Origin of the sequence: Pinirhizobacter soli (assembly GCF_015905305.1) — a bacterium.
GTDB lineage: Bacteria > Pseudomonadota > Gammaproteobacteria > Xanthomonadales > Rhodanobacteraceae > Pinirhizobacter > Pinirhizobacter soli.
This window is the reverse complement of record NZ_JADZLQ010000002.1, coordinates 222,327-248,969: the sequence shown is the minus strand read 5'-3', so window position 1 is coordinate 248,969 and position 26,643 is coordinate 222,327. Positions and strand designations below refer to the sequence as shown.

Below are 26,643 nucleotides of genomic sequence, written 5' to 3'. Positions count from 1 at the left end.
TTCGTGCTTCGGTGGGCGCCATGCAATCGTTTCCCTCCATGGCGGCAAGCCACGTGGTCGTCAGCATGCTGCTGGCGGCCGTGTGTTCGGCCGCCCTGGTGCTGGCCCTGGTGGCCTGGCGGCGGGCCAATCGCAAGCGCAAGGGCAAGGGAATGGCCTTCCATGCCTGGCACGATCCGCTCACGGGCCTGCCCAACCGGGCCTATGTGATGCATGAACTGAACGGCATGTTTGCCCCCGGCGAGCGTCCCTCGCTGGCGGTGCTGTTCATCGACCTTGACGGTTTCAAGGCCATCAATGACATCCATGGTCACCAGGGCGGCGACCTGTTCCTGCGCGCCGTGGGCCGTTCGTTGCGCCAGAGCGTGCGCGAACGCGACATCGTGGCCCGCTTCGGCGGCGATGAATTCGTGGTGGTGCTCAGGCGTTACAGCGGTGAGGAAAACCTTTCCCGGATCTGCCGCAAGGTGCTGGACCTGGTGTCCCGGCCGGTGCAGGTGGGTGGCGAGTTGCTGGCCGTTTCGCCCAGCATCGGCGTGGCCGTGGCCCCGCGGGACGGCCATGACGCGGAGACCCTCCTGCGCAACGCCGATGCGGCGATGTATTCGGTGAAGGAAACTGGCAAGGCCGACTTTCGCTTCTACGTCGAGGGCATGCATGAACTCGCCCGCGAACGCATGGCGCTGGCCCTGGACCTGCGCCAGGCTTTGCAACAGGACGACATCGAAGTGGCCTACCAGCCCAAGCGCTGCCTGCGCTCGGGCCAGGTGCGCGGGCTGGAAGCATTGGCGCGCTGGAATCACATAACGCGTGGCGACGTGCCCCCGACGGTGTTCGTGCCGGTGGCCGAACGCTCAGGTTTGATCCATGCCCTGGGGGAAACGGTGCTGCGGCGCGTACTTGCCCAGCTGGCCGCCTGGGACATCGAAGGCGTGCCGGTGAGTTACGTGGCGATCAATCTTTCCCTGCACGAACTCACCCGGCCCTCGTTCGTCGAATCGCTGGCTGCAATCGTGGCCCTGAGCCCGGTGGATCCTTCGCGCATTCGTTTCGAGCTCACTGAATCCAGCCAGATGCGGCAGCCGGAGGAATCGGTGCGGCAGATGCATGCCCTTCGCGATCAAGGCTTCGCGTTGTTGATCGACGACTTTGGTGCAGGCTTCTGGAATTTAGGACACCTGCGCGAGCTTCCGGTGGGGACGATCAAGATCGACCAGTCGTTCGTGCGCGGTGGCCTGCACAACGATGCGGACCGGCAAATCACCGAAGCCATCGTGCGTCTTGCCCGCAAGCTGCGCCTGGAGACGGTGGCTGAGGGTGTGGAGACCGCCGACCAGGCCAACTGGCTGCGCGATCTCGGATGCGACGTGGGGCAGGGCTTCTACTTTGCCCATCCCATGCCGCCGGCGGCCGTGGGCGGATACCTGGAGCGACTGGCCAGTGGCCTGGCGTAAGCGGTTCGGCAAAGTCCTGGCGTTGGCCATGGGCCTGGTGGCCTTCCCGTGCCTGGCCACGCCCGATGCACTGACCGATGCCTGGCGTCCGTTCCGCGCCGTCTGGTTTGACAACTTAAGCGTTACCGATGGCTTGCCGCATTCGACAGTCACGAGCCTCGTGCAGGATGCGCGCGGCGTGGTGTGGATGGGAACGTTCGGTGGGGTGGTGCGCTACGACGGCAGCCAGCTTCGCGAGTTCGGTGAACAGCCCGACGCGCCGGACGGCCTGACCGACGCCTATGTGCGCTGCATGGCGGCGCTGTCCAACGGCAACCTGTTGCTGGGGACCAATGCTGGTGGATTGGTCGAGTTCGACGCCGCCACCAATCGCTTCCATCGCTTTCCGGTAGGCGCCGGCGGTACCTCGGACGACAAGATCTTTGCCCTGGCCAGCGACCGCGCCCAGGGTTGGTGGATCGTCACCGACGGCGGCACCGACCATCTCACGGCCGACGGGCACATCGAACGCGTGCCCGAAGGGCCGGGAAGCCGCCCGGAATTCGCTGCACGGAGTTTTTCCGCGCTGCAGGACGAAGCCGGCAACCTGTGGATCGGCAACGACCGCGGGCTGTTCCGTCGTGCCGCAGGCCATACGACCTTCGTGCGCGTGCATGCTCCCGACCCGCGGGTGGATGCGGTGATCGGCGACCGGATCTGGTCGATCTTCCGCGATGCGGCCGGCCGCACATGGTTCGGTAGTGGCGAATCCGGCTCTGTTTACCTCGATCGCCAAGGCCAGTGGCATTTCGTCGAGGGTATTTCAGGTTCCGAATCGATCACGGGGCGGCGCACGATCCGCTCCATCGTCGATACACCCGACGGCGATATCTGGTTCGCCAGCGACGGCGCGGGGGTGGCGGCGTGGAATCCCTCCACCGGACGTGCGCGGTTGTTGGGCCACGATGCATCGGTGCCCTCCACCATCCCGGGCAACACCACGCGCGCGTTGATGCGTGATCGATCAGACAATATCTGGGTGGCGACGGAACTTGGCGTGGCGCGCCACGACACCCGGGCCACGGGCATCTTCACCGTGCCGCCGTCGCCGTTCCAGGCTTTCGGGCTGTCCGATCCTGATGTGCACACCGTGTTCGTGGATCCGCGCGGGCGCATCTGGCTGGGGCTGGGTACCGGCCACATCGATGTGCTGGACCTCGGCGCCGGCACCATGGGCCACGTGCGGGTGCCCGGCGACCAGGGCCAGCGCGACGTGCAGGCGTTCGCGGTGGCTCCGGATGGAGCGATCCTGGCAGGCTCCCAGGGAATCGCACGCATCGATCCGGATACCTTGCAGGTGCAGACCGGCCAGGTGCCCCTGCTCGACGGCCAGATCATCCTGTCGATGGCCCGCGAGGGCGATCAGCTTCTTGCCGGCACCTACGATGGTCTTTTCAGTGTCGACCTTCGCTCTGGCCGTCCGCCTTACGCCGCGACGAACGTCAGCAAGGAAACCGTGCGCGCCATTACGCGCATGGAGGGTCAATGGTGGCTGTCGACGATCAACGGCATCAGCGTGTGGCCGGACAACGAGGCTGACTTCTTCACCTTGCGCCACGATCCGGCGCAACCGGGCAGCTTGCCGCAGAACTACATCGGCTCGATGGCGCTGGATTCGAAGCGCCGGCTTTGGGTCGCCACTTATGGCGGCATAGCCTGGATCGACCGCTGGACGACGAAAGGCCCGTGGCGCTTCGATCACCTGGGGCTGGCCGAAGGCCTTGCCAGTGCAAAGGTCGACGCCGTGCTGGTCGATCGCCACGACCGCGCCTGGGCGTCGCTCGCCCATGGGCTGGCGCTCGTGGACCCTGCTGATTTCAAAGTGGCCAACTTCGGCGCACGCGACGGCATGCGCGTAGGCAGCTACGAGCATCGGTCAGCCGCCGTGGGACCTCACGGCGAGCTGCTGTTCGGAGGGCTCGGTGGCCTGACGGTGGTGTTGCCCGACGCGCCGCCGGCGCGCGAGGGTGCCGAAGCCGTCACCGTCACCGGCGTGTTGCAGGGCGGCGTGGAGACTCCGTACGGCAAACTGCCCGACGCCGGCGGCAGCATCGTAGTGGACAGCGATTCACGCAGCTTGCGCGTGGATTTTGCCCTGCTCGACTACGGCGTGGCCGGCGAGACGCACTATGCGTATCGCCTGGAGGGATTCGACAAGGATTGGGTGGACGTGGCCCGCGGCAATCCTGCCGCCGCGGTTTACACCAACCTTCCCGGTGGCCACTACACCTTGCATCTTCGTGCCGTCACCATCGGTGGCGCCTCGCGCACCGTCGATGCCGCCGTGACCCTGGCCGTGGCGCCGCGCTGGTACGAAACCTGGTGGGCTCGCCTGCTGGTGGTGATCGCTTTGCTGGGTGTGGTTCTTGGGCTTTCGGCGTTGCGCACGGTGTTCCTGCGGCGGCGGGCGAGGGTGCTGCAGCACGAGGTGGATGCGCGCACGCGCGACCTGCAGGCAGCCAACGAACAACTCGACCGGCTTGCCGGCACCGATGAACTCACCGGTGCCTTCAACCGGCGCCGCTTCCTTGACCTGGCCGGCCGCGCGGTGACCGATGCGCAGGTGCAGGACAAGCCGCTGAGCATGGTCCTGATCGACCTGGACAATTTCAAGGTGGTGAACGATACCTACGGCCACCTGGCGGGCGATGCGGTGATCCGCGCCGCAATGGACCTTACCGCCCGGCTCTGCCGCGGTTCGGACCTGGTCGGCCGCTACGGCGGCGAAGAATTGATCATCTGCCTTCCGGGCACCGATGCCGAGGGAGCATTCCAGCTGACCGAACGCATCCGCCAGGCCATGGCCGAACGCACCATCATGGATGGTGGCCGCAGCATCACGGTGACCGCCAGTGCCGGCATCGCCGTGTGGCGGCGCGGGGAATCGCTCAATGGCATGCTGCGCCGCGCCGACAATGCGCTATACGCGGCCAAGCACGCCGGCCGCAACCGCACCGAGATCGACGAGGGCTAGTCGCGGAAGTTATCGAACTGCAGCGGTAGTTCGATATCCACCTTGCGCAAGATGGCCATCGCTGCCTGCAGGTCGTCGCGCTTCTTGCCGCTCACGCGCAGTTTGTCGCCGTTGATCTGCGCCTCGACCTTGAGCTTGGCTTCTTTCATCGCGGCGATAAGCTTCTTGGCGATGGGTTGCTCGATACCCTGCTTGAGGGTGACCTTGCGCCGGGCACCGCCGAGGTTCACTTCCGGCTCGCCGATGTCCATCGCGCGGGCATCGATCTGCCGGGCCGCCAGGCGGGCGCGCAGGATGTCGAGCATCTGCTCGAGCTGGAAGTCGCTGGGGGCACGCTGGTTGACCACAAAGCCGTCGAGCTCGAAGCTGGCCTCGACGTTGCGGAAGTCGAAGCGGGTCGACAGCTCGCGGTTGGCCTGGTCGACGGCGTTGGTCAGTTCGTGCTTGTCGATTTCGGAAATGACGTCGAAGGAAGGCATGGTAGGAAAGTCATCCATCGTGGGGCAGGTCGTGTATGGTAGCGCGCCCTGAGTCGACGATAATGGCCTGATGGCGACGAGCGACTATGACGTGCTGGTGATCGGCGCGGGCGCGGCCGGCATGATGTGTGCCATCGTCGCAGGAGCCCGCGGACGGCGCGTGCTGGTACTGGACCACGCCAACAAGCCCGGCAAGAAGATCCTGATGTCCGGTGGTGGCCGCTGCAATTTCACCCATACCGGAACCACGCCGGCCAATTACCTCTCGGCCAACCCGCATTTCTGCAAGAGTGCCCTGGCGCGCTATACGCCATGGGACTTCATCGCCATGGTCGACCGGCATCGCATCGCCTGGCATGAAAAAACCCCGGGCCAGCTGTTCTGCGACGACTCGGCCAAGCAGATCGTGGCGATGTTGCTGGCCGAATGCGCGAGGTGGGGGGCACGCGTGGAAACCTCTGTGCCGGTATCCAACGTGCGTGCCCACGGCGATGGCTTCATGGTGGACACGCCGCAGGGTCACGTACGCTGCGCCTCGCTGGTGGTGGCCACCGGCGGTCTTTCAGTGCCCACCATGGGCGCCACGGCGTTCGGCTACGACCTGGCACGCCAGTTCGGCCACGATGTGCTGCCGCTGCGCGCAGGCCTGGTGCCGCTTACCCTGAGCGGCAAGCACCAGGAGCACTATGCCGACCTCAGCGGCGTGGCACTTCCAGCTTCGGCCAGCTGCGGTTCGGCATCGTTCGGTGAAGCGGTGCTCTTTACCCATCGGGGCGTGAGTGGGCCCGCCATCCTGCAGATTTCTTCCTACTGGGAACCCGGCAGGGAATTGCTGCTGGACCTGATGCCGGGCATCGACCCCGCCCAGTGGTTGATCGATCAGCAACACGAGCGTGGCGCGGCGGAATTGCGCACCGTGCTGGGCGATGGCCTGCCCAAGCGGCTGGCCCAGCGCCTGTGCGAATTGTTCTTCGGGTCGCGCCCAATGCGCCAGTACCGAGATGCCGAATTGCGCGATATCGGCGAGCGCCTCGCGGCCTGGCCGATCGTGGCCAGCGGCACCGAAGGCTATCGCACGGCGGAGGTCACGCTGGGGGGCGTGGATACCGATGGCATCAGTTCCACCACCATGATGTCCCGCCGGGTACCGGGCCTGTATTTCATCGGCGAAGTGCTTGATGTCACCGGCCACTTGGGCGGCTACAACTTCCAGTGGGCCTGGGCCTCGGGCCACGCCGCCGGTCAGGTGGCCTGACCTTAACAATCGCTAGACCTGTCCGAGGCAAGAATGGCGCCGCACGCTACGTGCGCGGAACGGATAGAGCCATGGCAGCAGAATGGACGACGGTATTCGAGGGTGAACGGGAAGGGCGCAAGCTCACCATCCGCCGCTCGAAGGACGCGACCTACAAGGTTTTGACCATGCAGACGGTGCACGACGAGGGCATCGCCTACCAGGACGGCAAGACGTTCGTCCATGTGTCGCCCTCAAGCCGCGGCGAAGCGGTGGAAAGCGAGGTGACGTCGCTGGACAGCCTGCACGAAGCCCTGCTGGAACTGCATTTTTCTTCGGCCGCCGCTGGTGCGATAGCCGCCGAGGCCGGGAAAGCTGCTTAAGGCCCCTCAGGCGTCGTAATAATGGCCGGTTGAGGGCAGCGAGCCCTCGTTGTCGTGCGCCAGCGAAATGGCCACCATGCCGCCTGTGACGAACGATGCGCCCAGCCATGCCAGCAGGACGCTTGGCAGGTGGCTGTGGAAGTGGAACGTGGAGGCGGCCATGATGGCCAGCCCCAGCAGGGTACTTAAGGCTGCCAGGGTAATGGCGGTGCGGTGCAGCGAACGAGCCTGGGACATGGACATGGTGTACTTCCAGCCGGGGTGCGGTCGTCCAGACCTGCCCCGTCGATCGGGTCGCAAGGACCACGCTCCACCGTGGCCACAAGCCGCGCAAACGTTTACGCGGTTCACTTAGCAAAGCAAAATCCAGGCCTTAACAAAAAGGGCCTGCAGACGGCATTTACACGTGGCCTTCACGTTCTTACGCCTGCAGCGTACGTCAGGGAGTGACGATTCGCGACAACTTGCGTCAGGTGACCGGCAGGTTGATCTGGCAGACCACGCCCCCGGGGGCGAAGGTCAAGTTGGTTTGACCGCCCAACTGGTCGCCCAGGGTGCGTTCGATCAGACGGGTGCCGAACCCGCGGTGGCCGGGCAATTGCACGGCCGGCCCGCCGTCTTCGCGCCAGGTGATTTCACAGTGGTTGCCGTCCACCTGCCATTGGATGTGCACCTGGCCGCCATCGTTGCTCAGGGCCCCGTACTTGAGCGCATTGGTGGCCAGTTCGTGCAGGGCCATGCCCAGCGCCACGGCCTGGTGGGGCGCCAGGCGTACGTCGGGCCCGTGGCACTGGATCCGCTCGGACACGTCCACCGGCCATGCGAGCCCGGCGACGATCTCGCCAACGCCTGCGCTCTCCCACGAGGCGCGGGTGAGCACGTCCTGGGCGCGCGAGAGCGCGATCAAGCGGGCAGTGAACACGTCGGCCGCCTCCCGGTCGGCGCCCGGCCGACGGAAGGTTTGCGCGGCCATGGCCTGCACCACGGCCATGGTGTTCTTCACCCGGTGATTGAGTTCGTTGATCAATACCTGCTGTTGCTGTTCGGCCGTATCACGTGCCTGCTCGGCCGCGATGCGGGCGGTGGTCTCAATGACAATGGCGATGAAGCCGGCGGGTTCGCCTTCGTCGTCGTAGAGAGGGCTGTAATCGAGGTCCAGGTACACCGTCTCCGGTTCCTGCCTGCCGTGGCGATACAGCAGCAGGGTGAAGTCGCGATAGCTGATGGATTCGCCGTTGCGGGTAATGCGAAGGATCTCCGCATTGAATGCGGCGACCTCCGGCCAGCCTTCGAGCACGTTCATGCCGAACAGCACCGGGTGGCGATCGCCGGCGAACAAGGCATAGCCGTCGTTGTAGATCAGCCGGGACTCGCTGCCCCAGACCATCACCATGGGTGCCGGCGACGCCAGCAACATGGCCGTGGCGGTACGCAACGACGCCGGCCAGCGGTGGATCGGCCCCAAGGCCGTGGCGGCCCAGTCATGTTCGCGCAGCCGGCGCGCCATCTCGCCCTGCGCACTATTGGATAGCCGTTGTGTGGGCGAGTGCGTCATGGGAAGTGGTTTTACAGTCAGGTATGTGGTGATGCCGTCGAGCGCGAGGTAATGCCTTCGACCCAGGCTGGACGCTCGCCCAGCTTGCCGATCACGGCCTGGTAGGTGAGTTCGCGGGCCACGGCGAGCACCGTGGCGGCATCGTTGCTGGCGTCGATGACTGTTGCATCGAGCAGGTCTGGCGCAAGGAAAATGGCCCGGCAGCGGGCCAGGTTGTCGACATCCTCGAAATGATTGGGCTTGTCGCCTCGGGCGTGGATGCGCGACAGGCCTTCGCTGGGTTCGAGGTCGAGTACCAGCAGCAGGTCGGGTTTCGGCGCGAAGTCGTTCGCGGCCAGTAGTTCGTGGACATCGAGCCCAGCCGCGCCCTGGTAGGCCACGTTGGACGGATAGTAGCGATCCAGGATCATCACCTCGCCGCGCCCAAGTGCCGGGGCGATCACCGATTCGACGTGCTCGCGGCGATCGAGCAGCAGGTAGCGCAGTTCCTCCGCCGCATCGAGCCGCCCATCGATCGCCGACTGCCGGAGCTTGGTGCCCCAGGGGCCGGCAGTGGGTTCCTTGCCGATGGTGACGCCCAGGCCCACGCTTTGCAGGACGGCCCCGAGGCTGGTGGCGAGGGTGGTCTTGCCGGCACCGTCGATGCCTTCGATGGCGAGCACGAAGCCGCCGGGGATCTGAGCTTGGGTCATCATCGAACTTTATCCGCTCGGCCCCGCGAATGCACTTCGCGGCATGGGTATTCCCTGGGGTGGGCATTCCATCCGGAAAAAGCGGCCCCACAGTGGTATGACGTCTTCATTCGAACCTGGAGCCCCACGCCCATGCACATCAACCTTAGCGGCCGCAGCGCCATCGTTTCAGGATCCACCGCCGGCATAGGCCTTGCCATTGCCGTCGGGCTTGCCGGTTCCGGAGCCCATGTCGTGGTCACCGGCCGCACCCAGGCGCGTGTGGACGAGGCGCTGGCCTCGATCCGTGCCAGGCATCCGAGGGCGAGCCTGGCAGGCCACGCCGGCGACCTGGGTACGGCGCAAGGCGCCGCGGAGCTGATTGTCGCCTTCCCGGAAACTGACATCCTGGTCAACAACCTGGGCATCTTCGAACCGAAGGCCTTCGCCGAAATCACCGACGCGGACTGGATGCATTTCTTCGAAGTGAACGTGATGAGCGGCGTGCGCCTGGCTCGTCATTACGCCCAGGGTATGAAGAAACGCGGCTGGGGCCGCATCCAGTTCATTTCCAGCGAATCGGGCGTGCAGATTCCGGCGGAAATGATCCATTACGGGGTGACCAAGACGGCGCAGCTGGCCGTGTCGCGCGGGCTGGCGGAGGACCTGGCCGGCACCGGCGTCACCGTGAACTCGCTGCTGCCTGGCCCCACGCGTTCGGAAGGTGTGGGTGATTTCTTCGGCAAGATCGCCAGCGAGACGGGCGTCCCGCTGGCCGATGTCGAGCGCGATTTCATCGCCACGCACCGGCCGTCGTCGCTGATCAAGCGGCTGGCCACCGTGGACGAAGTGGCTGCCATGTCGGTGTACCTGGCTTCCGAGCAGGCGTCGGCGACCACTGGTGCGGCGGTGCGTGTGGATGGCGGGGTGGTGCGGTCGATCGTTTGAGTTGCTTATGCCAGTGGGCGCGTGTCACCCGTGACCACGTCGATCACCGGCAGTCCCGCGATGGCCTTCAGGCGTGCATCGCCTGATAGCCAGTTCGGCTTGCCTTCGGCGTCGCGGCTCTCCCGGTAGAGGGATACCACGTGGGCTTCGGCAGGCGTGCACACGGTCAGGTTGCCGTCGACAAGATCGTTGCGCACGAAGAAGGCATTCAGGCCCGTGCTGGTGCCACCGACAAGGCTGTAGCCCTTCGTGGAGGCCAGATGCGCCAGCGCCGCAATGGATGCACCCCAATACATGTTCGAATGGTGCGCGGTGGTGCGCTGAAAGTCGGCCTGGTAGGGCACGGTGATGGTATCGACCGGTCCGAAAACGCTGTTGTACTCGCACGCCACGATGCGCGGACGGAACGCCTCGATGGCTTGCCACACGTGGTAGTCGTTGCCATCGATATCGATGGACAGCACGCCAAGGTCCGCGCCGAAGCCGCTTTCGGCAAGCAGGGCCTGGATGTTCTCGCGGGTGATAAACGATTGCTTCGCGACAAGGTCATGCCGCCAGAAGTCGGGCGCGCGGCGGATCGCCTTGACGTTGTCGGCCGAGCCGTCGATGACGAATCCGCGCCAGTTGTCCTTCTGCATCAGGAAACGGCAATTGGATTCGGAAAAATCCTCCACGCCGAACTCGATGAACGTTCGCTCGGCGATGGGCACGACGCGGGTGAGGAATTGCAGGATGCCATCCTCGCCAAACTGCGAAAACACCTTGAACTCGTGGTCGGCAAGCCGCGGCGACGCGTTGGGCAGATCCAGTTTCGAAAGGATCACGCCCTGGTTGAAGCGCAGCAGGTCCAGTTCCCTGTTGAGCCGGCGCGCCTTGACGCGAGCTTCGCCCCATTTGGCGAAGAAGGGGGGTCGGGATGCCATGGGGGTCCTGCTGGCCGGGTCAAACGGCAATCTTAGCAGGCACCCTTGGCGTGCCGCCTTGTCTATGCCGCTGCGATGCGGCTCACCGCGAGTTCGACCGCGGCAACGCCTGCCTCGCGACCGGCCAGTTCCGCTTCGTTGCGGCCCAGGAAATCACCCGGCGTGCGGCCGCGTTCCACCAGCGTCAACAGGCCGCCGGGCTCGGTGGTAAAAAGATTCCAGTAGCCATGCCAAAGGGTCCGGGCACCCTCGGTGAAACTCCCCGCGCCGGAAACCAGCGTGAGGCCTGCGATGTTTTCTTTCATGTGCCCTGTGACCGACGAGTGTGGCTTCGGCGCATGCTAACCGTTAATTCTTACGAAAAGAATATGCCGGTGGAAACGGTTGGATGTATTCGAAATGGCGTTGTTTGCGGTTTACATGTGGCGTGAAAAAAGCCGCGTCCGAAAATAAAAACGATTGGGCGGACGAACGCACTAACTCCTCCCCAGTCTCACCCTTTCCCAATTGGCCTTTGCCATTGCACGCGTAGTTTCGATCCCACGCACGAATCGTCCCGTGGTTGGCTTCCACCTGTGTCCCCGATGCGCCGTCGGCATAGCTTCCGCCCCAAAGATCGAAGACGCATGGCCAGTCGATGACATTGCTGGCCTTCCCCGTGGCTTTTAGTGCATCCCACGTGCCCTTGCTGAGAAACAGCGGTTCGCCAGGGTGGGCGGCACTGGAGAGTGCGTGCAAGTGGGGCTCGTTCTTCGTAATTCCGATGGCGACGTAACGTTCTGCGCTGGGAAAATCGTCGACCTCGACCACGAACTCAGTAGCGCGGCCATCATGGTCGTAGTCAGCCAGGGACATCACCACGTAGGGCTTTCGCCTTACCACGTCAGCGAGAAGCGTTGGATCGCCACGATCGGTCCGGTTCATGTCCCGTATACGCATGGGCCAATGCCGAAGGACGAACACGCCGTCATATCCCGATAAACTTGATTCATGGTAAAGCGGCGTCAGGTCCATCCGGTCAATGTCGTGCCCGTTGCGTTGGCGAATCAGCCATAGCACCCCGGCTTCTCCGTAGGCAAAATCCTGACACGGTACGGTAATGGCGCTATACACATCGTCCGCCCCGCAGGCCGGAATGGGCTTCTCTCGCCATTCGAGCCGCCATAACTCCCGGTGACCGTCGACGAGGACTGTTCGTGACTCCCGGACGTATGCGCTGGACGCTGCCGAGGTAGCCGATGCCACGATCAGGCTGGCCGCCGCAATCGCAAGCACCCATCGCAGCGTTGGTTTTCGGTTCCGATAAAACGCGCTGCGTCCCGCCATGAAGGGCTCCCCCGAACCGGTTTGTGCCAAAGATACATGGCATCCGGCGATGCTACCGAGGGGCAGTCCCTGGAAGGGTAGTTTTCCTACGCCCGACTCGACGATTCCCTTGATCTGTGGTGCCGGGAGGGGGCATCACCAAGGCGGCCAATGGCATCATTCTCCAGCGTCGTGGCTCAACCATTGCTAGCATCGGACAAATGCGCTGGCGATATGACGCGGTGACGAATTCCCTAGAAGGGAGTTGTTGACACCCCCGAAGCTACGAGTAATTTGTTCATCTCCAGCTAGGGGGTCTTCATGGAACTGGCAAAAGTGTTGGAAACTCAGCGGGGCATTGACGGTATGTTGATGGAGGTGAGTGCGGCGATATGGTGCACCATCCTTGAGGCCCAACACGAAAGCTGGTCTTGGTCCGACGGAAAGGCTTGCGACTATCTCGAGATAGGCACCTTTAAGGGTAAGGCGGCCAGCATCCTGGCTAATTTCAGCGCCGAGTACGGGAACAAGGTTACCGTCATCGATCCGGTGATTTTGCCGGAAACCCGCAAAGTTCTGCTTGCTATTAACGGGGGCGTGCAGTTCATCGAGGGATTCTCCGAAGACCTGTACCACTCCGACTTTCATCGGTCCAATTTGCGCCGGCTTGGCTTCATCCACGTTGATGGCATGCACACCTTTTCGGCCATCCTGTCCGATCTCAAGGTGAGCGAGGAAATGCTGTCCCCGTTCGGCATCCTGTCGCTCGATGACTTCCACACCGACCTTTACCCTCAGATCCCGGCGGCTACCTACAAGTACCTGTCCGGCCCCACGGACCTCTCCATCTTCCTTGTCGCCTTCAACAAGGCATACATGTGCCGGAATGCTGCGAAGCCGTACTTCATGCGCTTCGTGGAGGACCATCTCGTTTATTCCCTGGAGGCGCTCGGCCATCCTACGTCTATCGTCAAGACGGACAGGAACGATGGCTTCGATGCCTACTCTATTGTCCCGTTCCAGGGCGAACGGCGCGTAGGGGCGTATTTCACAAAACCTGCGTGACGCACCGAGCAGGCTCGGCTGTTCCGGTACAACTCGTCCGAGACGGCCATGAAGCACGCCACGCGGTGGCTGCAGAGACGCGAAACGGAATCCGGACAAATCCCGGACAAGTGATCGACGGGACGTCTGAGCTATTGAGAAAAGTACTTGTTTTTGGTGGCCCGGGGACGGAATCGAACCGCCGACATGGGAATTTTCAATCCCCTGGTCAGGGGGCCCGCTGATTGGTCGTTACGTAGAATTTACGAACGATGCCCAGGAAAGCTAGATCCTATGCGGGGTTCTGGTGCCGGGAGGGGGAATCGAACCCCCACTGTGTCACCACAAACGGATTTTGAGTCCGCCGCGTCTACCAGTTCCGCCATCCCGGCCAAGCGCCGAATTATGAGGCAATCCGTGCCGCTGGTCGAGCCCGGCTGTTGCCTGGGTATTCCAGCCTGGGTATGGCGGTGGCTTGCCTGTCGGATGGTTGTTTCCTGATGGTCTCTGGGCCTCGGCCAAGGAAAGATGGGTGGCAATACGGTCAGGAGGCCCCCCATGGATATCGACCACGACACCTTGATTCCGGGGGGGCACATGCCTGCTCGGGACCATGCATCGCGCGAGAGCGGCGGCAACGCCGTGCCTATCTACGTCGAGATCATGCGTGCCGTAGGCACAGTGCGGGCCGAGGTGGCGCACATGGATGGCCGCATGACCGGGCTCGACGCGCAGTTCGCAGCTATCCACGAACGATTCGACCGCAACGACACACGCCTTGATCGTGTGGAACGGCGGCTGGACCGCATCGACGATCGCTTTCAAAAGCTCGATGAGCGTTTCCAAAACATCGACGATCGCTTTCAAAAGCTCGACGACCGTTTCCAAAAATTCGACGACCGCTTCCAAAAGCTCGATGAGCGGTTGTCCGTGACACAAGTTTCCGTGACGAGGATCTACGTCACGGCCGCGGTAGTCGTGGGCCTGGCGTCGATTCTGGCGCCATTGATACCGCCGCTACTGAAGGCCGCGCTGGGTCTGGGGTGAATCAAGCGGAGCGAAAAGTCTCGCTAGATCAATGCACCCGATCCAACCCCAACTGCCGCTCGCCACGCTCGTACCAGCTATCCGCCAGCGGGCTGAACACCGCGCAGTGCGTCATGCGGCCAGAGTAGATATGCAGGCTCACCGCAATGTCATCCGTGCTGATGTTGCGGATGGTGTGGTATTCGTGCGGCGGGATCAGGCTGCCGGCGGAGCCGGGGCCGGCTTCCATGGTGCCGACGGGGCGGAAGTGGAAGCGGGTGTCCTGCTTTTCCAGCAGCTCGTACTGGGTGATTTCCAGCGCGCCGTTCCACACGCCCTCGACGCACCACATGCCGTCGTGGTCGTGTATGGCGGTGCCCTGGCCGGGGCCCCAGGTCATGGCGACCACGCTGTAGCCGAATTCTTCGCTGCGGTAGAGCTCGCGGCGGGCGTAATGGTCGCCGGCGGCCTCGAATACGCAGTCGGGAAGCTTTACTTCCTGGCTGCGGATCAGCTGGCACAGGGTTTTGCGCAGGGCATCGGTGATGGCCGGGGTGTCACCCTTGGCGACCGCTGCGTCGACGGCGTCGATCAGCTTGTGGGCACCGGGAAATTCTAGGGCAATCATGGCGATACCGCGCTCAGGTGGAACATGTTGCCGATGATACCATTACCGGCAATTCACCGGGCCAGGAAGCCGCCGATGGCCCGGCTGTAGTTCTCGATATCCACCAGGAAGGCGTCATGGCCCTGGGGGGAGTCCAGCGCCACGAATTCCACCCGCACACCGGTGTTGCGCAGGCCCGTGGCGATCTGTTCCTGCTGTTCCAGTGGGAACAGGATATCGGTGCTGACGCCGATCACCAGGGCCTCTTCCAGCTTGATCCGGGCAAGGCCTTTTTCGACGCTGCCCTGGCCGTGCTCGGCGATGTCGAACCAGTCGCTGGCGCGGGACAGGTACAGGTAGCTGTTGGGGTCGAAGGTGCGGGTGAAGCGGCGGGCGTGGCCTTCCAGGTACGACTCCACCTGGAATTCGAAGCCGAAGGGTTCGCCCTCGCGGTCTTCCGGTTCCAGCCGGATGCGCGCGAAGCGGCCGTTCCACTCCATCGCCGAGCGGTAGGTGATCACGCCGAGCTTCCGGGCGATGCTCATGCCGTGTTCGGGGTAGTGGTCGTCGTCGTACTGGCCGTTGTTCCAGTTCGGATCAAGGCGGATCGCCTCGCGCTGCAGCGAGCGGATGGCGATGGCGAAGGGCTGCGCCTGCGGCGCGGTATCCACGCTGATGTGCCGGCGTGCGCTGCCCGGATGCAGCGCCATGTACGCCAGGGCGCTCATGCCGCCCATCGAGCAGCCAACCAGGCAGTCGAGCTGGGTGATGCCCAGCGCGCTTACCGCCGAGTGCGCGGCGTTGGCGACGTCCTCGAGCGAAAGCTCAGGGAAGGTGAGTCGATACGCCTCGCCGGTGGCAGGGTCGATCGAGGCGGGGCAGGTGGAGCCCTTGTCGCTGCCCAGCGAATTGACGCAGATCACGTAGTACTTCGACGTGTCGATGGCGCGGCCGGGGCCGATCATCGCTTCCCACCAACCGTCGGACGGATCTTCGTCGTTCGAGGTGGCGTGGGCGCTCGGTGACAGGCCCGTCAGGATCAACAAGGCGTTGGATTTCGCCTCGTCAAGCTGGCCCCAGGTTTCAAACGCCACGCGCGCGCCATGCAGTTCACCGCCACGCTTCATCGGGAAGGGGGAGGGAAGCGGGTGGTAGCGGCGTGCGTCGCCCATCAATGAACCTTGTCGATACTGATGCGGATCGGATCCCGGGTAGAAGTGGACACTACCCCGGCGTCGCCTTCCAGGTCACCTGGTTGGGCGATCGCCTGGCCACTCTTGCTGATGCGGGCGCCTACGAACACGCGCTCCGCGGACGAAAGTTTGAACTGCGGTGTCATGCCCATGCCGTCGGTCAATACCACCGAAGCGGGTAGTTTTCCGGCGTCGAGTTTCGCCACCGCCAGCGGCATCGGCGGACCGTTTTCGGCACGAGCGTAGACATAGAGCGTGTCTCCGGCGGCCAGCTTGCTCTTCAGGGCCGGTGCCACGGCGACCTGCACGTCCAGCGCTGGTGGCGTGGCGCCGGCCGCGGGTTCGTCAGCCTTGCCGCTGGCCTTGGCATCCGCGGCGGCGATCTGCTGCTCGACGGCGGCGGCCACATTGGAACTGGGATCAAGCAAGGGTTGCAGCTTCCGCCACGTGGCCGAAGCTTCCTTGTAGCGGCCTTGCTGGAAGTCGCTGATGCCAAGCAACCACAGGGCGCGCTGGTTGGTGGCGTCCACCTGCACGGCCTTGTCCAGCAGCTCGCGCGCCCGGCCGTCGATCAGATGATCAGGCCGCGATTGTGAATCGGATTCGGCCCAGCCCACCATCGCCACGCCGTTGCTTGCATCCAGGTCCAGCGCGTGCCCGTACGCATCGCGTGCCTGCGTGAACTGGTGAAGCATGCCCTGTGCCTGGCCCATCAGCAGCCAGCCCTGCAGGTCGTCCGGATGCTGCGCCAGTCGCGCGCTAAGGCCGGCCATTGCCTCGTCGATGCTCGGCGGCGGCTCGGCCTTGGCCACGCCATCGAGCGTTTGCGGCGTGCCCACCAACATGTACAGGCCAACCGTGGCGACGGGAATAACGAATGCCAGCGCCAATGCCAGCGCGAACACGCCCACCGGGCGTCCTTCACGGCGGCCGCGGCGGATCAGGGGAACAAGCACGAGGGCCAGCGCCACCGCGAGCATGATCGCGGCGCACACATAGAACGCAGGCTTCACCAGTTTTCCCCACTGTCGTTGGATTCGGTCACCGCGTTCGCAGGTTCCGTGGCCGCGGTACGCGCGCGGCGCCGCACCTGCACCACCAGCGCCACGCCGCCAAGCACAAGCACCAGCAGCGGTCCGAACCACAACAGGGCCGTGCCCGTATCAAGCGGCGGATCGTAAAGCACGAACTTCGAATAGCGCGCCACCAGCCAGGCCTTGATCTCTTCGTCGTTCTTGCCCTGCTGCATCAAGTCGAACACTTCGTGGCGAAGGTCGCGGGCGAGCTCGGCATTGGAGTCGTTGAGGTTTTCGTTCTGGCACACCAGGCAGCGTAGCTGCGCAGTGAGATGCTGGAAGCGTACTTCCTGGGCGTGGTCCTTGAAAGGCAGCGGATCGATCGCCTGGGCGGCGACGGTCGTTGCCATCAGCAGTACCAGCAGCAGCATCACGCGGCGCATCATGGCGCTTCCTTCGCGATCGCAGCCAACGCGGGCTTGAGCTCGCGTTCGATCACGTCCGGCGTAAGCGGCCCGATGCGCTTGTAGCGAATCACGCCCTTGCCATCCACCAGGAACGTCTCCGGTGCGCCGTAGACGCCGAAATCAATCGCCGTGCGGCCTTCGACATCGGCGATCACCAGATCGTACGGATTGCCGTGCTCGGCGAGCCAGCCCTTCGCGGCAGCGGGCTCGTCCTTGTAGTTGTAACCCACCAGCTTCACGCCCAGCGCCTTGCCTTGCGCCATCAGCACCGGGTGTTCCTCGCCGCAGGCAAAGCACCAGCTGCCGAACACATTCAACAGGTACGGCTTGCCCAGGAGGTCCGCCTTGGCCACCGTGCGGCTGGGATCGTCCAGCACCGGCAGGCGGAACTCAGGCGCCGCCCGACCGATCAATGGCGAGGGCACCTCGCGTTGGTCGTGCTGGGTGTTCCACCAGATGCCGAAGCCGAACAGCGCCACCAGGGCAAGGAAAGCGAAGAAGGGCAGCAGGCGGCTCATGCAGCGGGCTCCGCTACCGTCGCACCAGCTTCACTGCGCGTTTTTTGCGTGCGGAAGCGTCGCTCGCCAGCGGCCACGAAGCCACCGAGCATCATGAACAGGCCGCCGAGCCAGATCCAGCGGATGAAGGGTTTCTGGTACAGCCGCAGCGCCCAGGCACCCTCGCGGTTACCCGCATCCATTGGTTCGCCCAGTGCCACGTAGATGTCGCGGAAGATACCCGCATCGATGGCGGATTCAGTCTGCACCTGGCCGCGCGTATACGTGCGCTTCTGCGGGTGCAGGTTGGCCACCAACGCGCCGTCCTTCATCACCGTCACCACGCCTTCGTCGCCGCGCCAGTTCGGGCCGCTGGTTTCGCGCACGCCGTCGAAGCGGAAGTCGTAGCTTCCCAGCTGCACGATCTTGCCCGGCTCCATGCGCACGTCGCGCTCGATGCTGAGCGATTCGGAAAGCATCACGCCGGCGACAAAAATGCCGACGCCAAAATGGGCCAGCAACATGCCTGCCATCTCCGCCGGGAAACGGCGGCCGCGCGGCATTTCACGCCAGCGCTTGATCACGTACAGCAGCGTGCCAACGCACGCCCAGACCGCGCCGGCGACACCGGCGATGGCCTTGAGCTTCGCGTCGACAAAGAGGAAGGCGATCACCGCGCAGACGATGGCGGCCAGGCCCGCTCGCAGCGCGACGGGTTTGAGTACGCCGATATCGCCCTTGCCCCAGCGCAGGTAAGGCCCGAACGGCAGCAGCAATACCACCGGCAGCATCAGCAGGTTGAAGAGGAAACCGAAGTAGGGCGGACCCACCGATACCTTGCCCAGGTTCAGCGCGTCACCGAGCAGCGGGAACAACGTGCCCAGCAACACCATCGCGGCGGCGGTGGTAAGCAGCAGGTTGCCGATCAGCACGGCGGTCTCGCGTGACACGACGGCGAACGCGCGGCCGCCCGCCACCTTCGGTGCACGCACGGCATACAGCAGCAGCGAGCCGCCGATCACCACCACCAGGAATCCGAGGATGTACAGGCCGCGCCGCGGGTCGGAGGCAAACGAATGCACCGAGGTCAACACGCCCGAACGCACCAGGAACGTGCCCAGCAACGACAACGAGAAGGCGAACAGCGACAGCAGGATCGTCCACGACCGTAGCGAGCCTCGCTTCTCGGTGATGGCCTGCGCGTGCACCAGCGCTGCACCCACCAGCCACGGCATGAAGGATGCGTTCTCCACCGGATCCCAGAACCACCAGCCGCCCCAGCCCAGTTCCGCGTAGGCCCACCAGCTGCCGGCGACGATGCCGGCGGAAAGGAACGCCCACGCCACGTTGGTCCACGGGCGTGCCCAGCGCACCCAGGCCTGTTCCAGCTCACCGCCAAGCAGCGCCGCGATGGAGAAGGCGAACGCTACCGAGAACCCCACATAGCCCATGTACAGCACGGGCGGATGGAAGGTCATGCCCGGGTCCTGCAGCACGGGGTTGAGGTCCGCGCCATCGGGCTGCATCGGCAGTTCGCGCAGGAAGGGATTGGAGGTGAATACGATGAAGGCCAGGAACCCCAGGCCGATGAAACCCATCACGCCAAGCACGCGGGCGGCGAAGGCCTCGGGCAGCTGCCGGCTGAAGATCGTCAGCGCCAAGGTCCAGGCGTTGAGGATGAATACCCACAGCAGCATCGAGCCTTCGTGCGCGCCCCATACCGCGGTGATGCGGTAGTACCAGGGCAGGGCGAGGTTCGAATTGGCGGCCACATAGCCCACCGAGAAATCGAAGGTGAGGAATGCGTGGACCAGGATGCCCATGGCCAGCGCCACGAAAACGAACTGCCCCGCGGCCATCGGACGCGCCAGCGACATCAGTGCGCTGTTGCCACGCCATGCGCCAACCACCGGCACCACGCCCTGCACCAGCGCCAGCAGCATGGCAAGGATCAGCGCAAGCTGGCCAAGCTCGGGGATCACTTGCCCGCCTCCATGTCGGCTTTCTCGTCGATGGCCTTGTTCTTGTGGGCCTTGGCCATGGCGTCCTTCAGTTCCTTGGGCATGTAGGTTTCATCGTGCTTGGCCAGCACTTCGCTGGCCACGAAACGGGCGCCGTCCATGGAACCGGTGGCGATCACCGACTGGTTGTCACGGAAGAGGTCGGGAAGGATGCCGTTGTATTCCACCGGCATCGCGCCGTCCGCATCGACCACGATGAAGCTCACCTTCAACGAGTCGCTTGCGCGCTGGATGGAGCCGGACTTGACCATCCCGCCCAGTCGAAAGCTTTTGTACTGGGTGGCCTGGCCGCCCTGCACCTGGCTGGGGGTGAAGAGGTAGTTCATGTTCTGCTGCAAGGCGAACACGGCCAGCCCCACCGCGGCGACGGCGGCGACCACCACCAAGAGGACGATGGTGAGGCGGCGCTTACGGGTGGGATTCATGCGTTTTCATTCCGGCGGCGCGCGCCCTGGCGCGCCATGCGGGCGCGGACATCGCGCAGGTTGCGGCGGCGACGAAGCACCGGTGCGAGGTAGTCGGCCAGGAGGACCACGGCGAACACCGCGTAGCTGGTCCACACGTAGAAGGCATAACCGCCCATGTCCAGGAACTGGCTCATGCCGTTTCCTCCACGGCCAGCGCCTTGACCCAGTCCTTGCCGCTTTCCATGGCGACAAGGTCGGCCCGGACGCGGCCGAACAGGCTCGCCACGTAGTAGCACTTGGTGGCCAGCATCATCGTCAAGAGCGGCCACAGCATGCGCGCATCGATATGCGAAGGACCCAGCAGGCGCACGGTGGAACCCTGGTGCAGGGTGTTCCACCAGTTCACCGAAAAATGCACGATGGGCACGTTCACCACGCCGATCAACGCAAGGAAGGCTGCTGCGCGTGCGCCCTGGCGCCGATCCTCGAACGCGTGGAAAAGGCCGATCACGCCCAGGTACAGGAACAGCAACACCAGTTCGGACGTGAGCCGGGCGTCCCATGTCCACCACGTACCCCACATCGGCTTGCCCCATAGGGAGCCGGTCACCAGGGTGATGAAGGTGAAGGCCGCGCCGATGGGCGCTGATTCCATCGCCACCACTTCGGCCAGCTTGATCCGCCATACCAGCGCGATGAACGCGGCCACGCCCATGGCGAAATAGATGAACAGGCTCATCCAGGCGCTGGGCACGTGGATGAAGATGATCCGGTAGGCATCGCCCTGCTGGTAGTCGGCCGGTGCCAGCACCAGGCCGCCGTAGGCGGCGATCGCCCCGGTGATGAGGGCCAGCGCCAGGGCCCACGGACGCACGGCGCCGGCAAAGCGATAGAACGTCGGCGGCGAGCCGAGGCGGTGCAGCCAGGTGGGGATCCAGTTAGCCATGTGTCTCGTTCAGGCGGGGGATTCGCCGTGGGGTCATGTCAGGCGTCCAGCGCAATGCGCAGCGCCGCGGCACAGGCCAGGGGGGCCAGCACCAAGGCCAGCACCAGGGCGGCGCCCAGCCAGGCGATGGGCGCAACCCACGGCAGCCCTTGCTGTGCAGCTGCCACCGCGCCGGCGGCGAAGATCACCACGGGGACGCACAGGGGCAGCAGCATTAGCGCCAGAAGCATACCAGAGCGCCTCGTCCCGGCCGTCAGCGCCACCAGGATGGCGCCGATCAGGCTAAGCAGCGGCGTGGCCAGCAGCAGCGCCACCACCAGCACGCCCATCACCGGCGTGGGCAGGTGCAGCATGCCCGCCAGCAACGGGGAAATAATGATCAGCGGCAAGGCGGTGGTAATCCAGTGCGCGAATATTCTTATTGCCAACATCAGCGCCAGAGGTTGCGGTGCCAGCAACAATTGTTCGAGCGAGCCGTCCTCGATGTCGCCGCGGAACATGGCGTCCAGGGCCAGCAGCATGGCCAGTAGCACCGTCACCAGGATCACCCCGCCGGCGATGCGCTGCAGAAGGGCCTCTTCAGGCCCAAGCGCGAAGGGAAACAGCGTGGCCACGATCACCGCATAGAGCACCGGCATGGCAATGTCGCCGCGCCTCCGCCAGGCCAGCAGCAGGTCGCGGCGCAGGAGGGCGGCGCAGGCCGCGCCGGTGCTGACCGTCACGTGTGCATCCGGATGACGCGCGGGGCGCCGCCAAGGAAGGTGACCGTGCCGTGGCTGGACACCAGCGCCGCGCCGCCGCGCTGGGCGTGCGCCTGGACCAGCCGGTTGACCAGGGCGATGCCCTCGCGGTCGAGGTTGGCATAGGGCTCGTCCAGCAGCCAAATGGTGGCCGGGACCAGCATCAGCCGCGCCAGCGCGGCCCGTTTCTTCTGGCCGGCGGAAAGCCGGCGTACCGGTTCATCCTCATACCCTGCCAGGCCCACCTCGACTAGCACGGCCATGGCATCGGCGCCCTCACGGCGGCCGGCGAGGCCTTCGGCCACGCGCAGGTTCTCAAGCGGCGAAAGATCGGCCTTCAGGCCCAGCTGGTGGCCCAGGAACACGATGCGGCCGGCAGCGTCGATATTGCGCAGCGGCTTGCCTTCCAGTTCCAGGGTGCCTTCCTCCGCGTGCAGGATGCCGGTGAGGATGCGCATCAAAGTGGTCTTGCCGCTGCCGTTGTCGCCTTCCACCAGCACGATGTCGCCGGCGGCTACCTCGAAATCCAGCGGGCCGAACACCCGCTCTTCCTGGCGGGAGAAGCAAAGGGCGCGGGCATGCAGCAGGGGTGCTTGGGCGGTCATAGGTCGGGCGATTGTCCTTAAAACCTTGGGTGGGCGTCCATGTGGCAGCCCGTCGCGGGCCTACAGCCAGGCCAACGCCGGCCTGGCCTTGCCCTTGCCGCAGACGATGGCGTGCTGGCCGCAGGCCTCGGCGATGGCCAGGATCCGCCAGGCGTCGATGCCCACCACGAACAGGCTCGCTTCGCGCCAAAGCTGGTTGCCCACGCCTACCGAGGGCCATAGCACCGAGGGGCTGGCGGCCTTGAGCAGGCCCAGCAGGCGCCGCTGGGCGGCGCGGTTCACTTCCGGCGATTGCCTGACGGAGCCCGGGTTCCAGCCGGTGATGATCGCCCAGCAGGCCTCGCCGATCACGGCGGAGAGCTCCGGGGGTAGCGGGGCGTCGACACGGATCGAAGCATGGCCACCGCGCGGCAGGCGCACGCGGTAGTCCGTGCGGCGATACGCGGTGTCGTGCGCATTAACCAAGGCCATGGCCGGGCAGCGGGGGCAGGGTGGCCTTCAGGGTAGCCACGGCGGCATCCAGGTTCACCTCCGACACCGTGCCGTGGCCCTTCAGCAACTGCTCGAGCAGGGTGTCCTGCGCAAGGCCGCGTTCGAGCGCATAGGCATAGGGCAGGTGGGTGAAGGTAACCATGCGATAGCGTGGCATGTAATGCGACGGCGCGCGTTCGGCCAGAAGGCTGCCCAGTTCCCGCTTGCGCAGGTAGTGCGGGTCGGCCACCGAATCACGCATCTCGATGTAGTTTTCCAGCGCCATGGTGGCGATGGCATCGGCGTTGGGCTTGCGCTCGGCCTGGAAGGCGGCGAAGGCGGCGACAGTGTCGCCGTGGTGTTGGCCCAGCAGGCGGGCGAGCGCGGCGGCGTCTTCGAAGCCGCAGTTCATGCCCTGGCCGTGGAAGGGCACGATGGCGTGGGCTGCGTCGCCGATCAAAAGGGCCCGGCCGCCCAGGTGCCATCGATCCAGGTAGAGCGTTGCCAGCGTGCCCATCGGATGCCCGGACCAGTCCTGGTCGAAGTCGGGCATCAGATCCAGTGCATCGGGGAATTCGCGGGCGAAGAACGTGCGCGCATCGGCTGCCTGGCGGATCTGCGCGAAGCTTGGTGTGCCGCCGTCCACGGGCAGGAAAAGCGTGACGGTGAAACTGCCGTCGCGGTTGGGCAGCGCAATGCACATGTAGCCGCCCCGCGGCCAGATGTGCAGGGCGTTGGGCTCGATCCGGAACGGCGCGGACGGATCCTTCGACGAGGGAATTTCCAGTTCCCTGTAGCCGTGGCCAAGGGGCTGGATGCGTTCGCCCAGGTCGCCCATGGCGGTGCGCAGCGCCGAGCCTGCGCCGTCGGCGCCGATCACCACGGAGGCCTCGACGTCACGGTTGGCCTGGCCGTCGGACAGGGTGATGCGCCCTGCGTTGAAATCGGCCCGGACCAGTGCCTGGCCAAAATGGAAGCGCGCGCCGGCGTCGATGGCCGCGTCGATCATCAGGCCGTTCAGGCCGCCGCGGGAGACCGACCAGATCACCTCGCTGTCGTCCACCCCATAGCGCTGCAGGGCCGGCTGGCCCCCGGGCGTGTGCACCATGCGGCCGCGCATCATCACCGCCTGTGCAAGCACGCGGTCGGCTTGCCCCGTGGCACGCAGTGCATGCAGGCCGCGCTCGGCCAGCGCCAGGTTGATCGAGCGGCCGCCGCCTGCGCCCGCACGTCGCGGATCGGGGCGTTTTTCGAAGACGTCTACCTCGAACCCGGCCTGGGCCAGGAGGGTTGCCACCAGCGCGCCGACCAGTCCGGCGCCGATGACCGTGATGGATTTCGTTACCTGGCGCGGGAGGGATGCGGACACGGTGCGGGACCTAGGTCGGTTGCGTTTGGCCGGCCCATGCTGCGCAGCATGGAATCAGGTGCGGGCGCAGCAATTGGTGCAGGGCGGCGCATCTTGCGCTGCAACGTAACGGGCGCTGGGCTTACCCGGCCTTCTTGCCACCGCGCGCGGCCGGCCGGGTCGGCGCTGCCTCGGGCGGGGCTTTCTGCGCGGCGGCGTCGAAGAAGCCGCGCTGCATGGATTTCCACATGTCCAGGTTGCGTTCGGTGAGCTCGTTGAGCATCGACCACGGCGTCTGGCCCATCAGGTTGTTCAACTGCGAGCGGAACTGTTGCTGCTGGTCCAGGAATACCTGCAGGCTGCGCTCCAGGTACGGTCCCATGAAGCCCTGCAGCGAATCCCCGTAGAAACGGATGATGTGCGAAAGCAGCTGCGGGGAGAGCATCGGCTGCCCGTGTTCCTCGTGCTCGGCAATGATCTGCAGCAGCACCGAGCGGGTGAGATCCTCGCCCGACTTCGCATCGCGCACTTCGAAATTTTCGCCGTCCAGCACCAGCTGGCGAACCTCCTCCAGCGTGATGTAGCTCGAGATCTCGGTGTCGTAAAGACGCCGGTTCGGGTACTTCTTGATGATGCGGAGGGTTTGTGCCATGCGGCGAAACGTAGCAGAACGTATTGCGCCGCACCAGTTCCGTGAGATCGACGTTTATTGGATCGTGGCAATTGGCCCGGAGCTAATGGCCCGCCGCCCCGCCGGCGTTGCCAAAAGGCGGTTTGGCCAGCCAGAGCACCGGTATCAACAGGATGAACAGGATGGCGCAGCCATAGAAAACGTCGTTCACGGCCAGCGTCATGGCCTCGCGCGTAAGCACCTGGTTGACCACCGCCAGGCCCGTCTGGCCCGTGGCACCCAGGCCCTGCAGGTGCGTCAGGTATTGCGTGGCGGCGGCGCTGCCCTGGTTGATGTGTTCGGTCAGCGAGGCATGGTGGAACTCGCTGCGGTGCTGCCACAGCGTGACCGACACTGCGGTGGACACGCTCGATGCCAGCGTGCGGCAGAAATTGGCCAGGCCCGATGCGCTGGCAATCTGGTCCGGACGCAGACCCGACAGGAAAATCTGGTTCAGGGGAATGAAGAAGCAGGCGATGCCCACGCCCATGATGAACCGTGGCGGCAGCATGGATGCGAACGACGAGTCGCTGGTGAAGTCGGCGAACCAGAACGAACAGAACGCGAACACGATGAAGGCGAAGGTCACCACCCAGCGCAATTCCAGCCGCTGGATGTTCGCGCCGATGAAGGGCGAGACCACGAAGGCCAGGACGCCCACGGGCGCGGCGGCAAGGCCGGCCCACGTCGCGGTATAGCCCACCGTGGTCTGCAGCCACAGCGGGAACACCACGTTGATGCCGAAGAATGCCAGCATGCCCAGCGACAACGCCCCCACGCCGACAGCAAAGTTGCGGCGCGAGAACAGCGACAGGTCGATCACCGGATGCTTGGCGGTGAGTTCCCAGATGATCAGGAAAGTCAGTGCCACCACGGCGATGAGGCCCAGGGTGAGGATCAACGGCGAAGCGAACCAGTCGTGGTCGTTGCCGTTATCCAGCATGAACTGCAGGCAGCCCACGCCCACCACCAGCAGGCCCAGGCCCACCGCATCGATCGGCGTGCGTTGCGTTGCCGTCTCGCGGCCGCGCAACAGGCGCCAGGTGACCACCGCCGCGGCCGCGCCCACCGGTACGTTGATGAAGAAAATCCAGGGCCAGGAGAAATTGTCGGTGATGTAACCGCCCAGGATGGGCCCGAAGATCGGCGCTACCACCACGGTCATGGCCCACATTGCCAGCGCCATGCCCTGTCTGGTCTTGGGGTAGCTTGCCAGCAGCAGCGACAGCGACAGGGCCACCATCGGTCCTGATCCGGCGCCTTGCAGCAGGCGGAACACCACCAGCATCGGCATGCTGGTGGCAAGGCCGCAGAGCATCGAGAACGCCACGAACAGCAGCACGGAAAAACAGAACGTGCGCACTTCGCCGAAGCGCTTGGCCAGCCAGCCGGTCAACGGCTGCATGATGGCGCTGGCCAGGGCATAGGAACTAATCGCCCACGTGCCCTCGTTGGCACTCACGCCCATGCTGCCGGCGATGTGCGGCACGGCCACGTTCACGATCGTCATGTCCAGGATCTCCATGAAGGTGGAGAACGCGACAGCGATGGTGAGCAGGACCAGCGTGCCGCCTGAAAGCGGCTTCAGCGGCTGGGGTGCGGGCGTGGCTTCGGCCATGG

The 26,643-nt window shown here is 64.8% G+C and carries 29 protein-coding genes and 1 tRNA gene; 7 read left to right on the top strand and 23 right to left on the bottom strand.

Translation table 11 applies throughout. The features are described 5' to 3' along the window. The first annotated feature begins 20 nt into the window (after nucleotides 1-20). Both NDK18_RS10940 and NDK18_RS10935 read left to right on the top strand, forming a co-directional pair. A complete protein-coding gene (locus NDK18_RS10940; RefSeq protein WP_250623558.1) occupies nucleotides 21-1,454 on the top strand; it encodes a putative bifunctional diguanylate cyclase/phosphodiesterase in 1,434 nt (477 codons plus the stop codon). Continuing rightward, on the top strand, nucleotides 1,441-4,467 hold the full coding sequence (locus NDK18_RS10935) for a ligand-binding sensor domain-containing diguanylate cyclase (protein ID WP_250627798.1): 3,027 nt from the start codon (nucleotides 1,441-1,443) through the stop codon (nucleotides 4,465-4,467). Before NDK18_RS10940 ends, NDK18_RS10935 begins: the two co-directional genes overlap by 14 nt. Here the strand turns inward: NDK18_RS10935 and NDK18_RS10930 are convergent. Beyond that, nucleotides 4,464-4,946: a YajQ family cyclic di-GMP-binding protein gene (locus NDK18_RS10930; RefSeq protein WP_250623555.1), complete on the bottom strand. Its 483-nt coding sequence runs from the start codon at nucleotides 4,944-4,946 to the stop codon at nucleotides 4,464-4,466. The genes NDK18_RS10935 and NDK18_RS10930 overlap by 4 nt on opposite strands. A gap of 70 nt (nucleotides 4,947-5,016) precedes the next feature. Here NDK18_RS10930 and NDK18_RS10925 point away from each other — a divergent pair, with 70 nt between their 5' ends. Further along, nucleotides 5,017-6,201 (top strand): BaiN/RdsA family NAD(P)/FAD-dependent oxidoreductase, encoded by a 1,185-nt coding sequence (locus NDK18_RS10925; protein ID WP_250627797.1) that lies wholly within the window; start codon nucleotides 5,017-5,019, stop codon nucleotides 6,199-6,201. Nucleotides 6,202-6,272: 71 nt separating this feature from the next. Further along, on the top strand, nucleotides 6,273-6,563 hold the full coding sequence (locus tag NDK18_RS10920; RefSeq protein WP_250627796.1) for a hypothetical protein: 291 nt from the start codon (nucleotides 6,273-6,275) through the stop codon (nucleotides 6,561-6,563). Nucleotides 6,564-6,569: 6 nt separating this feature from the next. On the opposite strand, the gene NDK18_RS10915 is transcribed toward NDK18_RS10920, so the two are convergent. The 3 genes from NDK18_RS10915 to tmk form a co-directional block, all read right to left on the bottom strand. Then, entirely contained in the window at nucleotides 6,570-6,806 is a 237-nt protein-coding gene (locus NDK18_RS10915) for a hypothetical protein (RefSeq protein ID WP_250623552.1), read from the bottom strand. A 226-nt stretch (nucleotides 6,807-7,032) separates the two neighbouring features. Then, on the bottom strand, nucleotides 7,033-8,118 hold the full coding sequence (locus NDK18_RS10910) for a sensor histidine kinase (RefSeq protein ID WP_250627795.1): 1,086 nt from the start codon (nucleotides 8,116-8,118) through the stop codon (nucleotides 7,033-7,035). 17 nt (nucleotides 8,119-8,135) lie between these two features. Then, entirely contained in the window at nucleotides 8,136-8,813 is a 678-nt protein-coding gene (gene tmk / locus NDK18_RS10905) for a dTMP kinase (protein ID WP_425600637.1), read from the bottom strand. A 129-nt stretch (nucleotides 8,814-8,942) separates the two neighbouring features. Here tmk and NDK18_RS10900 point away from each other — a divergent pair, with 129 nt between their 5' ends. Continuing rightward, nucleotides 8,943-9,737, top strand: a complete 795-nt coding sequence (locus tag NDK18_RS10900; protein WP_250627794.1) for an SDR family NAD(P)-dependent oxidoreductase — start codon at nucleotides 8,943-8,945, stop codon at nucleotides 9,735-9,737. 5 nt (nucleotides 9,738-9,742) lie between these two features. Here the strand turns inward: NDK18_RS10900 and NDK18_RS10895 are convergent, their stop codons facing one another. The 3 genes from NDK18_RS10895 to NDK18_RS10885 form a co-directional block, all read right to left on the bottom strand. Then, complete coding sequence (locus tag NDK18_RS10895) at nucleotides 9,743-10,660, bottom strand: hypothetical protein (protein WP_250623547.1); 918 nt, start codon at nucleotides 10,658-10,660, stop codon at nucleotides 9,743-9,745. Nucleotides 10,661-10,722: 62 nt separating this feature from the next. Then, entirely contained in the window at nucleotides 10,723-10,965 is a 243-nt protein-coding gene (locus NDK18_RS10890) for a hypothetical protein (RefSeq protein WP_250623546.1), read from the bottom strand. Between the two features lie 43 nt (nucleotides 10,966-11,008). Continuing rightward, on the bottom strand, nucleotides 11,009-11,986 hold the full coding sequence (locus NDK18_RS10885) for a hypothetical protein (RefSeq protein WP_250627793.1): 978 nt from the start codon (nucleotides 11,984-11,986) through the stop codon (nucleotides 11,009-11,011). 300 nt (nucleotides 11,987-12,286) lie between these two features. Here NDK18_RS10885 and NDK18_RS10880 point away from each other — a divergent pair, with 300 nt between their 5' ends. After that, complete coding sequence (locus tag NDK18_RS10880; RefSeq protein WP_250627792.1) at nucleotides 12,287-13,030, top strand: class I SAM-dependent methyltransferase; 744 nt, start codon at nucleotides 12,287-12,289, stop codon at nucleotides 13,028-13,030. A gap of 284 nt (nucleotides 13,031-13,314) precedes the next feature. Here NDK18_RS10880 and NDK18_RS10875 read toward each other — a convergent pair. Then, nucleotides 13,315-13,401: transfer RNA gene (locus tag NDK18_RS10875), tRNA-Leu, on the bottom strand. Between the two features lie 166 nt (nucleotides 13,402-13,567). On the opposite strand from NDK18_RS10875, the gene NDK18_RS10870 reads away from it, so the two are divergent. Further along, nucleotides 13,568-14,056, top strand: coding sequence for a hypothetical protein (locus tag NDK18_RS10870; protein ID WP_250627791.1), 489 nt, complete (start codon nucleotides 13,568-13,570; stop codon nucleotides 14,054-14,056). 28 nt (nucleotides 14,057-14,084) lie between these two features. On the opposite strand, the gene NDK18_RS10865 is transcribed toward NDK18_RS10870, so the two are convergent. The 15 genes from NDK18_RS10865 to NDK18_RS10795 form a co-directional block, all read right to left on the bottom strand. After that, nucleotides 14,085-14,663 (bottom strand): cysteine dioxygenase family protein, encoded by a 579-nt coding sequence (locus tag NDK18_RS10865; protein ID WP_250623542.1) that lies wholly within the window; start codon nucleotides 14,661-14,663, stop codon nucleotides 14,085-14,087. A gap of 53 nt (nucleotides 14,664-14,716) precedes the next feature. Then, nucleotides 14,717-15,814 (bottom strand): homoserine O-acetyltransferase MetX, encoded by a 1,098-nt coding sequence (gene metX / locus NDK18_RS10860; protein ID WP_250627790.1) that lies wholly within the window; start codon nucleotides 15,812-15,814, stop codon nucleotides 14,717-14,719. Continuing rightward, a complete protein-coding gene (locus tag NDK18_RS10855) occupies nucleotides 15,814-16,848 on the bottom strand; it encodes a tetratricopeptide repeat protein (RefSeq protein WP_250627789.1) in 1,035 nt (344 codons plus the stop codon). The genes metX and NDK18_RS10855 overlap by 1 nt, the downstream gene beginning before the upstream one ends. Continuing rightward, on the bottom strand, nucleotides 16,845-17,294 hold the full coding sequence (locus NDK18_RS10850; protein ID WP_425502719.1) for a cytochrome c-type biogenesis protein: 450 nt from the start codon (nucleotides 17,292-17,294) through the stop codon (nucleotides 16,845-16,847). The genes NDK18_RS10855 and NDK18_RS10850 overlap by 4 nt, the downstream gene beginning before the upstream one ends. Then, entirely contained in the window at nucleotides 17,294-17,836 is a 543-nt protein-coding gene (locus tag NDK18_RS10845) for a DsbE family thiol:disulfide interchange protein (RefSeq protein WP_250623536.1), read from the bottom strand. Before NDK18_RS10845 ends, NDK18_RS10850 begins: the two co-directional genes overlap by 1 nt. Then, nucleotides 17,833-19,797 carry a heme lyase CcmF/NrfE family subunit gene (locus tag NDK18_RS10840; RefSeq protein ID WP_250623535.1) on the bottom strand — a complete coding sequence of 655 codons (1,965 nt, stop codon included), beginning with the start codon at nucleotides 19,795-19,797 and terminating at the stop codon, nucleotides 17,833-17,835. The genes NDK18_RS10845 and NDK18_RS10840 overlap by 4 nt, the downstream gene beginning before the upstream one ends. Beyond that, the gene (gene ccmE, locus NDK18_RS10835) at nucleotides 19,794-20,261 is read right to left on the bottom strand and encodes a cytochrome c maturation protein CcmE (RefSeq protein ID WP_250623534.1); all 468 of its coding nucleotides are present in this window, start codon (nucleotides 20,259-20,261) and stop codon (nucleotides 19,794-19,796) included. The genes NDK18_RS10840 and ccmE overlap by 4 nt, the downstream gene beginning before the upstream one ends. Further along, a complete protein-coding gene (gene ccmD / locus NDK18_RS10830; protein WP_250623532.1) occupies nucleotides 20,258-20,437 on the bottom strand; it encodes a heme exporter protein CcmD in 180 nt (59 codons plus the stop codon). The genes ccmE and ccmD overlap by 4 nt, the downstream gene beginning before the upstream one ends. Further along, a complete protein-coding gene (locus NDK18_RS10825; RefSeq protein WP_250623531.1) occupies nucleotides 20,434-21,189 on the bottom strand; it encodes a heme ABC transporter permease in 756 nt (251 codons plus the stop codon). The genes ccmD and NDK18_RS10825 overlap by 4 nt, the downstream gene beginning before the upstream one ends. 38 nt (nucleotides 21,190-21,227) lie before the next feature. Then, complete coding sequence (gene ccmB / locus NDK18_RS10820) at nucleotides 21,228-21,911, bottom strand: heme exporter protein CcmB (RefSeq protein ID WP_250623529.1); 684 nt, start codon at nucleotides 21,909-21,911, stop codon at nucleotides 21,228-21,230. Beyond that, a complete protein-coding gene (gene ccmA, locus NDK18_RS10815) occupies nucleotides 21,908-22,546 on the bottom strand; it encodes a cytochrome c biogenesis heme-transporting ATPase CcmA (RefSeq protein ID WP_425600643.1) in 639 nt (212 codons plus the stop codon). The genes ccmB and ccmA overlap by 4 nt, the downstream gene beginning before the upstream one ends. Nucleotides 22,547-22,594: 48 nt before the next feature. Next, complete coding sequence (locus tag NDK18_RS10810; protein ID WP_250623526.1) at nucleotides 22,595-23,005, bottom strand: DUF3293 domain-containing protein; 411 nt, start codon at nucleotides 23,003-23,005, stop codon at nucleotides 22,595-22,597. Then, a complete protein-coding gene (locus NDK18_RS10805) occupies nucleotides 22,992-24,374 on the bottom strand; it encodes an FAD-dependent oxidoreductase (protein ID WP_250627786.1) in 1,383 nt (460 codons plus the stop codon). The genes NDK18_RS10810 and NDK18_RS10805 overlap by 14 nt, the downstream gene beginning before the upstream one ends. A gap of 121 nt (nucleotides 24,375-24,495) precedes the next feature. Next, complete coding sequence (gene phaR, locus NDK18_RS10800) at nucleotides 24,496-25,005, bottom strand: polyhydroxyalkanoate synthesis repressor PhaR (protein WP_250623523.1); 510 nt, start codon at nucleotides 25,003-25,005, stop codon at nucleotides 24,496-24,498. An 82-nt stretch (nucleotides 25,006-25,087) separates the two neighbouring features. Then, nucleotides 25,088-26,641: a DHA2 family efflux MFS transporter permease subunit gene (locus NDK18_RS10795; RefSeq protein WP_250623522.1), complete on the bottom strand. Its 1,554-nt coding sequence runs from the start codon at nucleotides 26,639-26,641 to the stop codon at nucleotides 25,088-25,090. Nucleotides 26,642-26,643: the final 2 nt, after the last annotated feature.

Bases quoted from the DNA above. Each gene is read 5' to 3' on its own strand.
- NDK18_RS10940 (WP_250623558.1), top strand. From the start codon at position 21: ATGCAATCGTTTCCCTCCATGGCGGCAAGCCACGTGGTCGTCAGCATG.
- NDK18_RS10930 (WP_250623555.1), bottom strand. From the start codon at position 4,946: ATGCCTTCCTTCGACGTCATTTCCGAAATCGACAAGCACGAACTGACC.
- NDK18_RS10925 (WP_250627797.1), top strand. From the start codon at position 5,017: ATGGCGACGAGCGACTATGACGTGCTGGTGATCGGCGCGGGCGCGGCC.
- NDK18_RS10920 (WP_250627796.1), top strand. From the start codon at position 6,273: ATGGCAGCAGAATGGACGACGGTATTCGAGGGTGAACGGGAAGGGCGC.
- NDK18_RS10915 (WP_250623552.1), bottom strand. From the start codon at position 6,806: ATGTCCATGTCCCAGGCTCGTTCGCTGCACCGCACCGCCATTACCCTG.
- NDK18_RS10910 (WP_250627795.1), bottom strand. From the start codon at position 8,118: ATGACGCACTCGCCCACACAACGGCTATCCAATAGTGCGCAGGGCGAG.
- tmk (WP_425600637.1), bottom strand. From the start codon at position 8,813: ATGATGACCCAAGCTCAGATCCCCGGCGGCTTCGTGCTCGCCATCGAA.
- NDK18_RS10900 (WP_250627794.1), top strand. From the start codon at position 8,943: ATGCACATCAACCTTAGCGGCCGCAGCGCCATCGTTTCAGGATCCACC.
- NDK18_RS10895 (WP_250623547.1), bottom strand. From the start codon at position 10,660: ATGGCATCCCGACCCCCCTTCTTCGCCAAATGGGGCGAAGCTCGCGTC.
- NDK18_RS10890 (WP_250623546.1), bottom strand. From the start codon at position 10,965: ATGAAAGAAAACATCGCAGGCCTCACGCTGGTTTCCGGCGCGGGGAGT.
- NDK18_RS10885 (WP_250627793.1), bottom strand. From the start codon at position 11,986: ATGGCGGGACGCAGCGCGTTTTATCGGAACCGAAAACCAACGCTGCGA.
- NDK18_RS10880 (WP_250627792.1), top strand. From the start codon at position 12,287: ATGGAACTGGCAAAAGTGTTGGAAACTCAGCGGGGCATTGACGGTATG.
- NDK18_RS10870 (WP_250627791.1), top strand. From the start codon at position 13,568: ATGGATATCGACCACGACACCTTGATTCCGGGGGGGCACATGCCTGCT.
- NDK18_RS10865 (WP_250623542.1), bottom strand. From the start codon at position 14,663: ATGATTGCCCTAGAATTTCCCGGTGCCCACAAGCTGATCGACGCCGTC.
- metX (WP_250627790.1), bottom strand. From the start codon at position 15,814: ATGGGCGACGCACGCCGCTACCACCCGCTTCCCTCCCCCTTCCCGATG.
- NDK18_RS10850 (WP_425502719.1), bottom strand. From the start codon at position 17,294: ATGCGCCGCGTGATGCTGCTGCTGGTACTGCTGATGGCAACGACCGTC.
- NDK18_RS10845 (WP_250623536.1), bottom strand. From the start codon at position 17,836: ATGAGCCGCCTGCTGCCCTTCTTCGCTTTCCTTGCCCTGGTGGCGCTG.
- ccmE (WP_250623534.1), bottom strand. From the start codon at position 20,261: ATGAATCCCACCCGTAAGCGCCGCCTCACCATCGTCCTCTTGGTGGTG.
- ccmD (WP_250623532.1), bottom strand. From the start codon at position 20,437: ATGAGCCAGTTCCTGGACATGGGCGGTTATGCCTTCTACGTGTGGACC.
- NDK18_RS10825 (WP_250623531.1), bottom strand. From the start codon at position 21,189: ATGGCTAACTGGATCCCCACCTGGCTGCACCGCCTCGGCTCGCCGCCG.
- NDK18_RS10810 (WP_250623526.1), bottom strand. From the start codon at position 23,005: ATGGCCTTGGTTAATGCGCACGACACCGCGTATCGCCGCACGGACTAC.
- phaR (WP_250623523.1), bottom strand. From the start codon at position 25,005: ATGGCACAAACCCTCCGCATCATCAAGAAGTACCCGAACCGGCGTCTT.
- NDK18_RS10795 (WP_250623522.1), bottom strand. From the start codon at position 26,641: ATGGCCGAAGCCACGCCCGCACCCCAGCCGCTGAAGCCGCTTTCAGGC.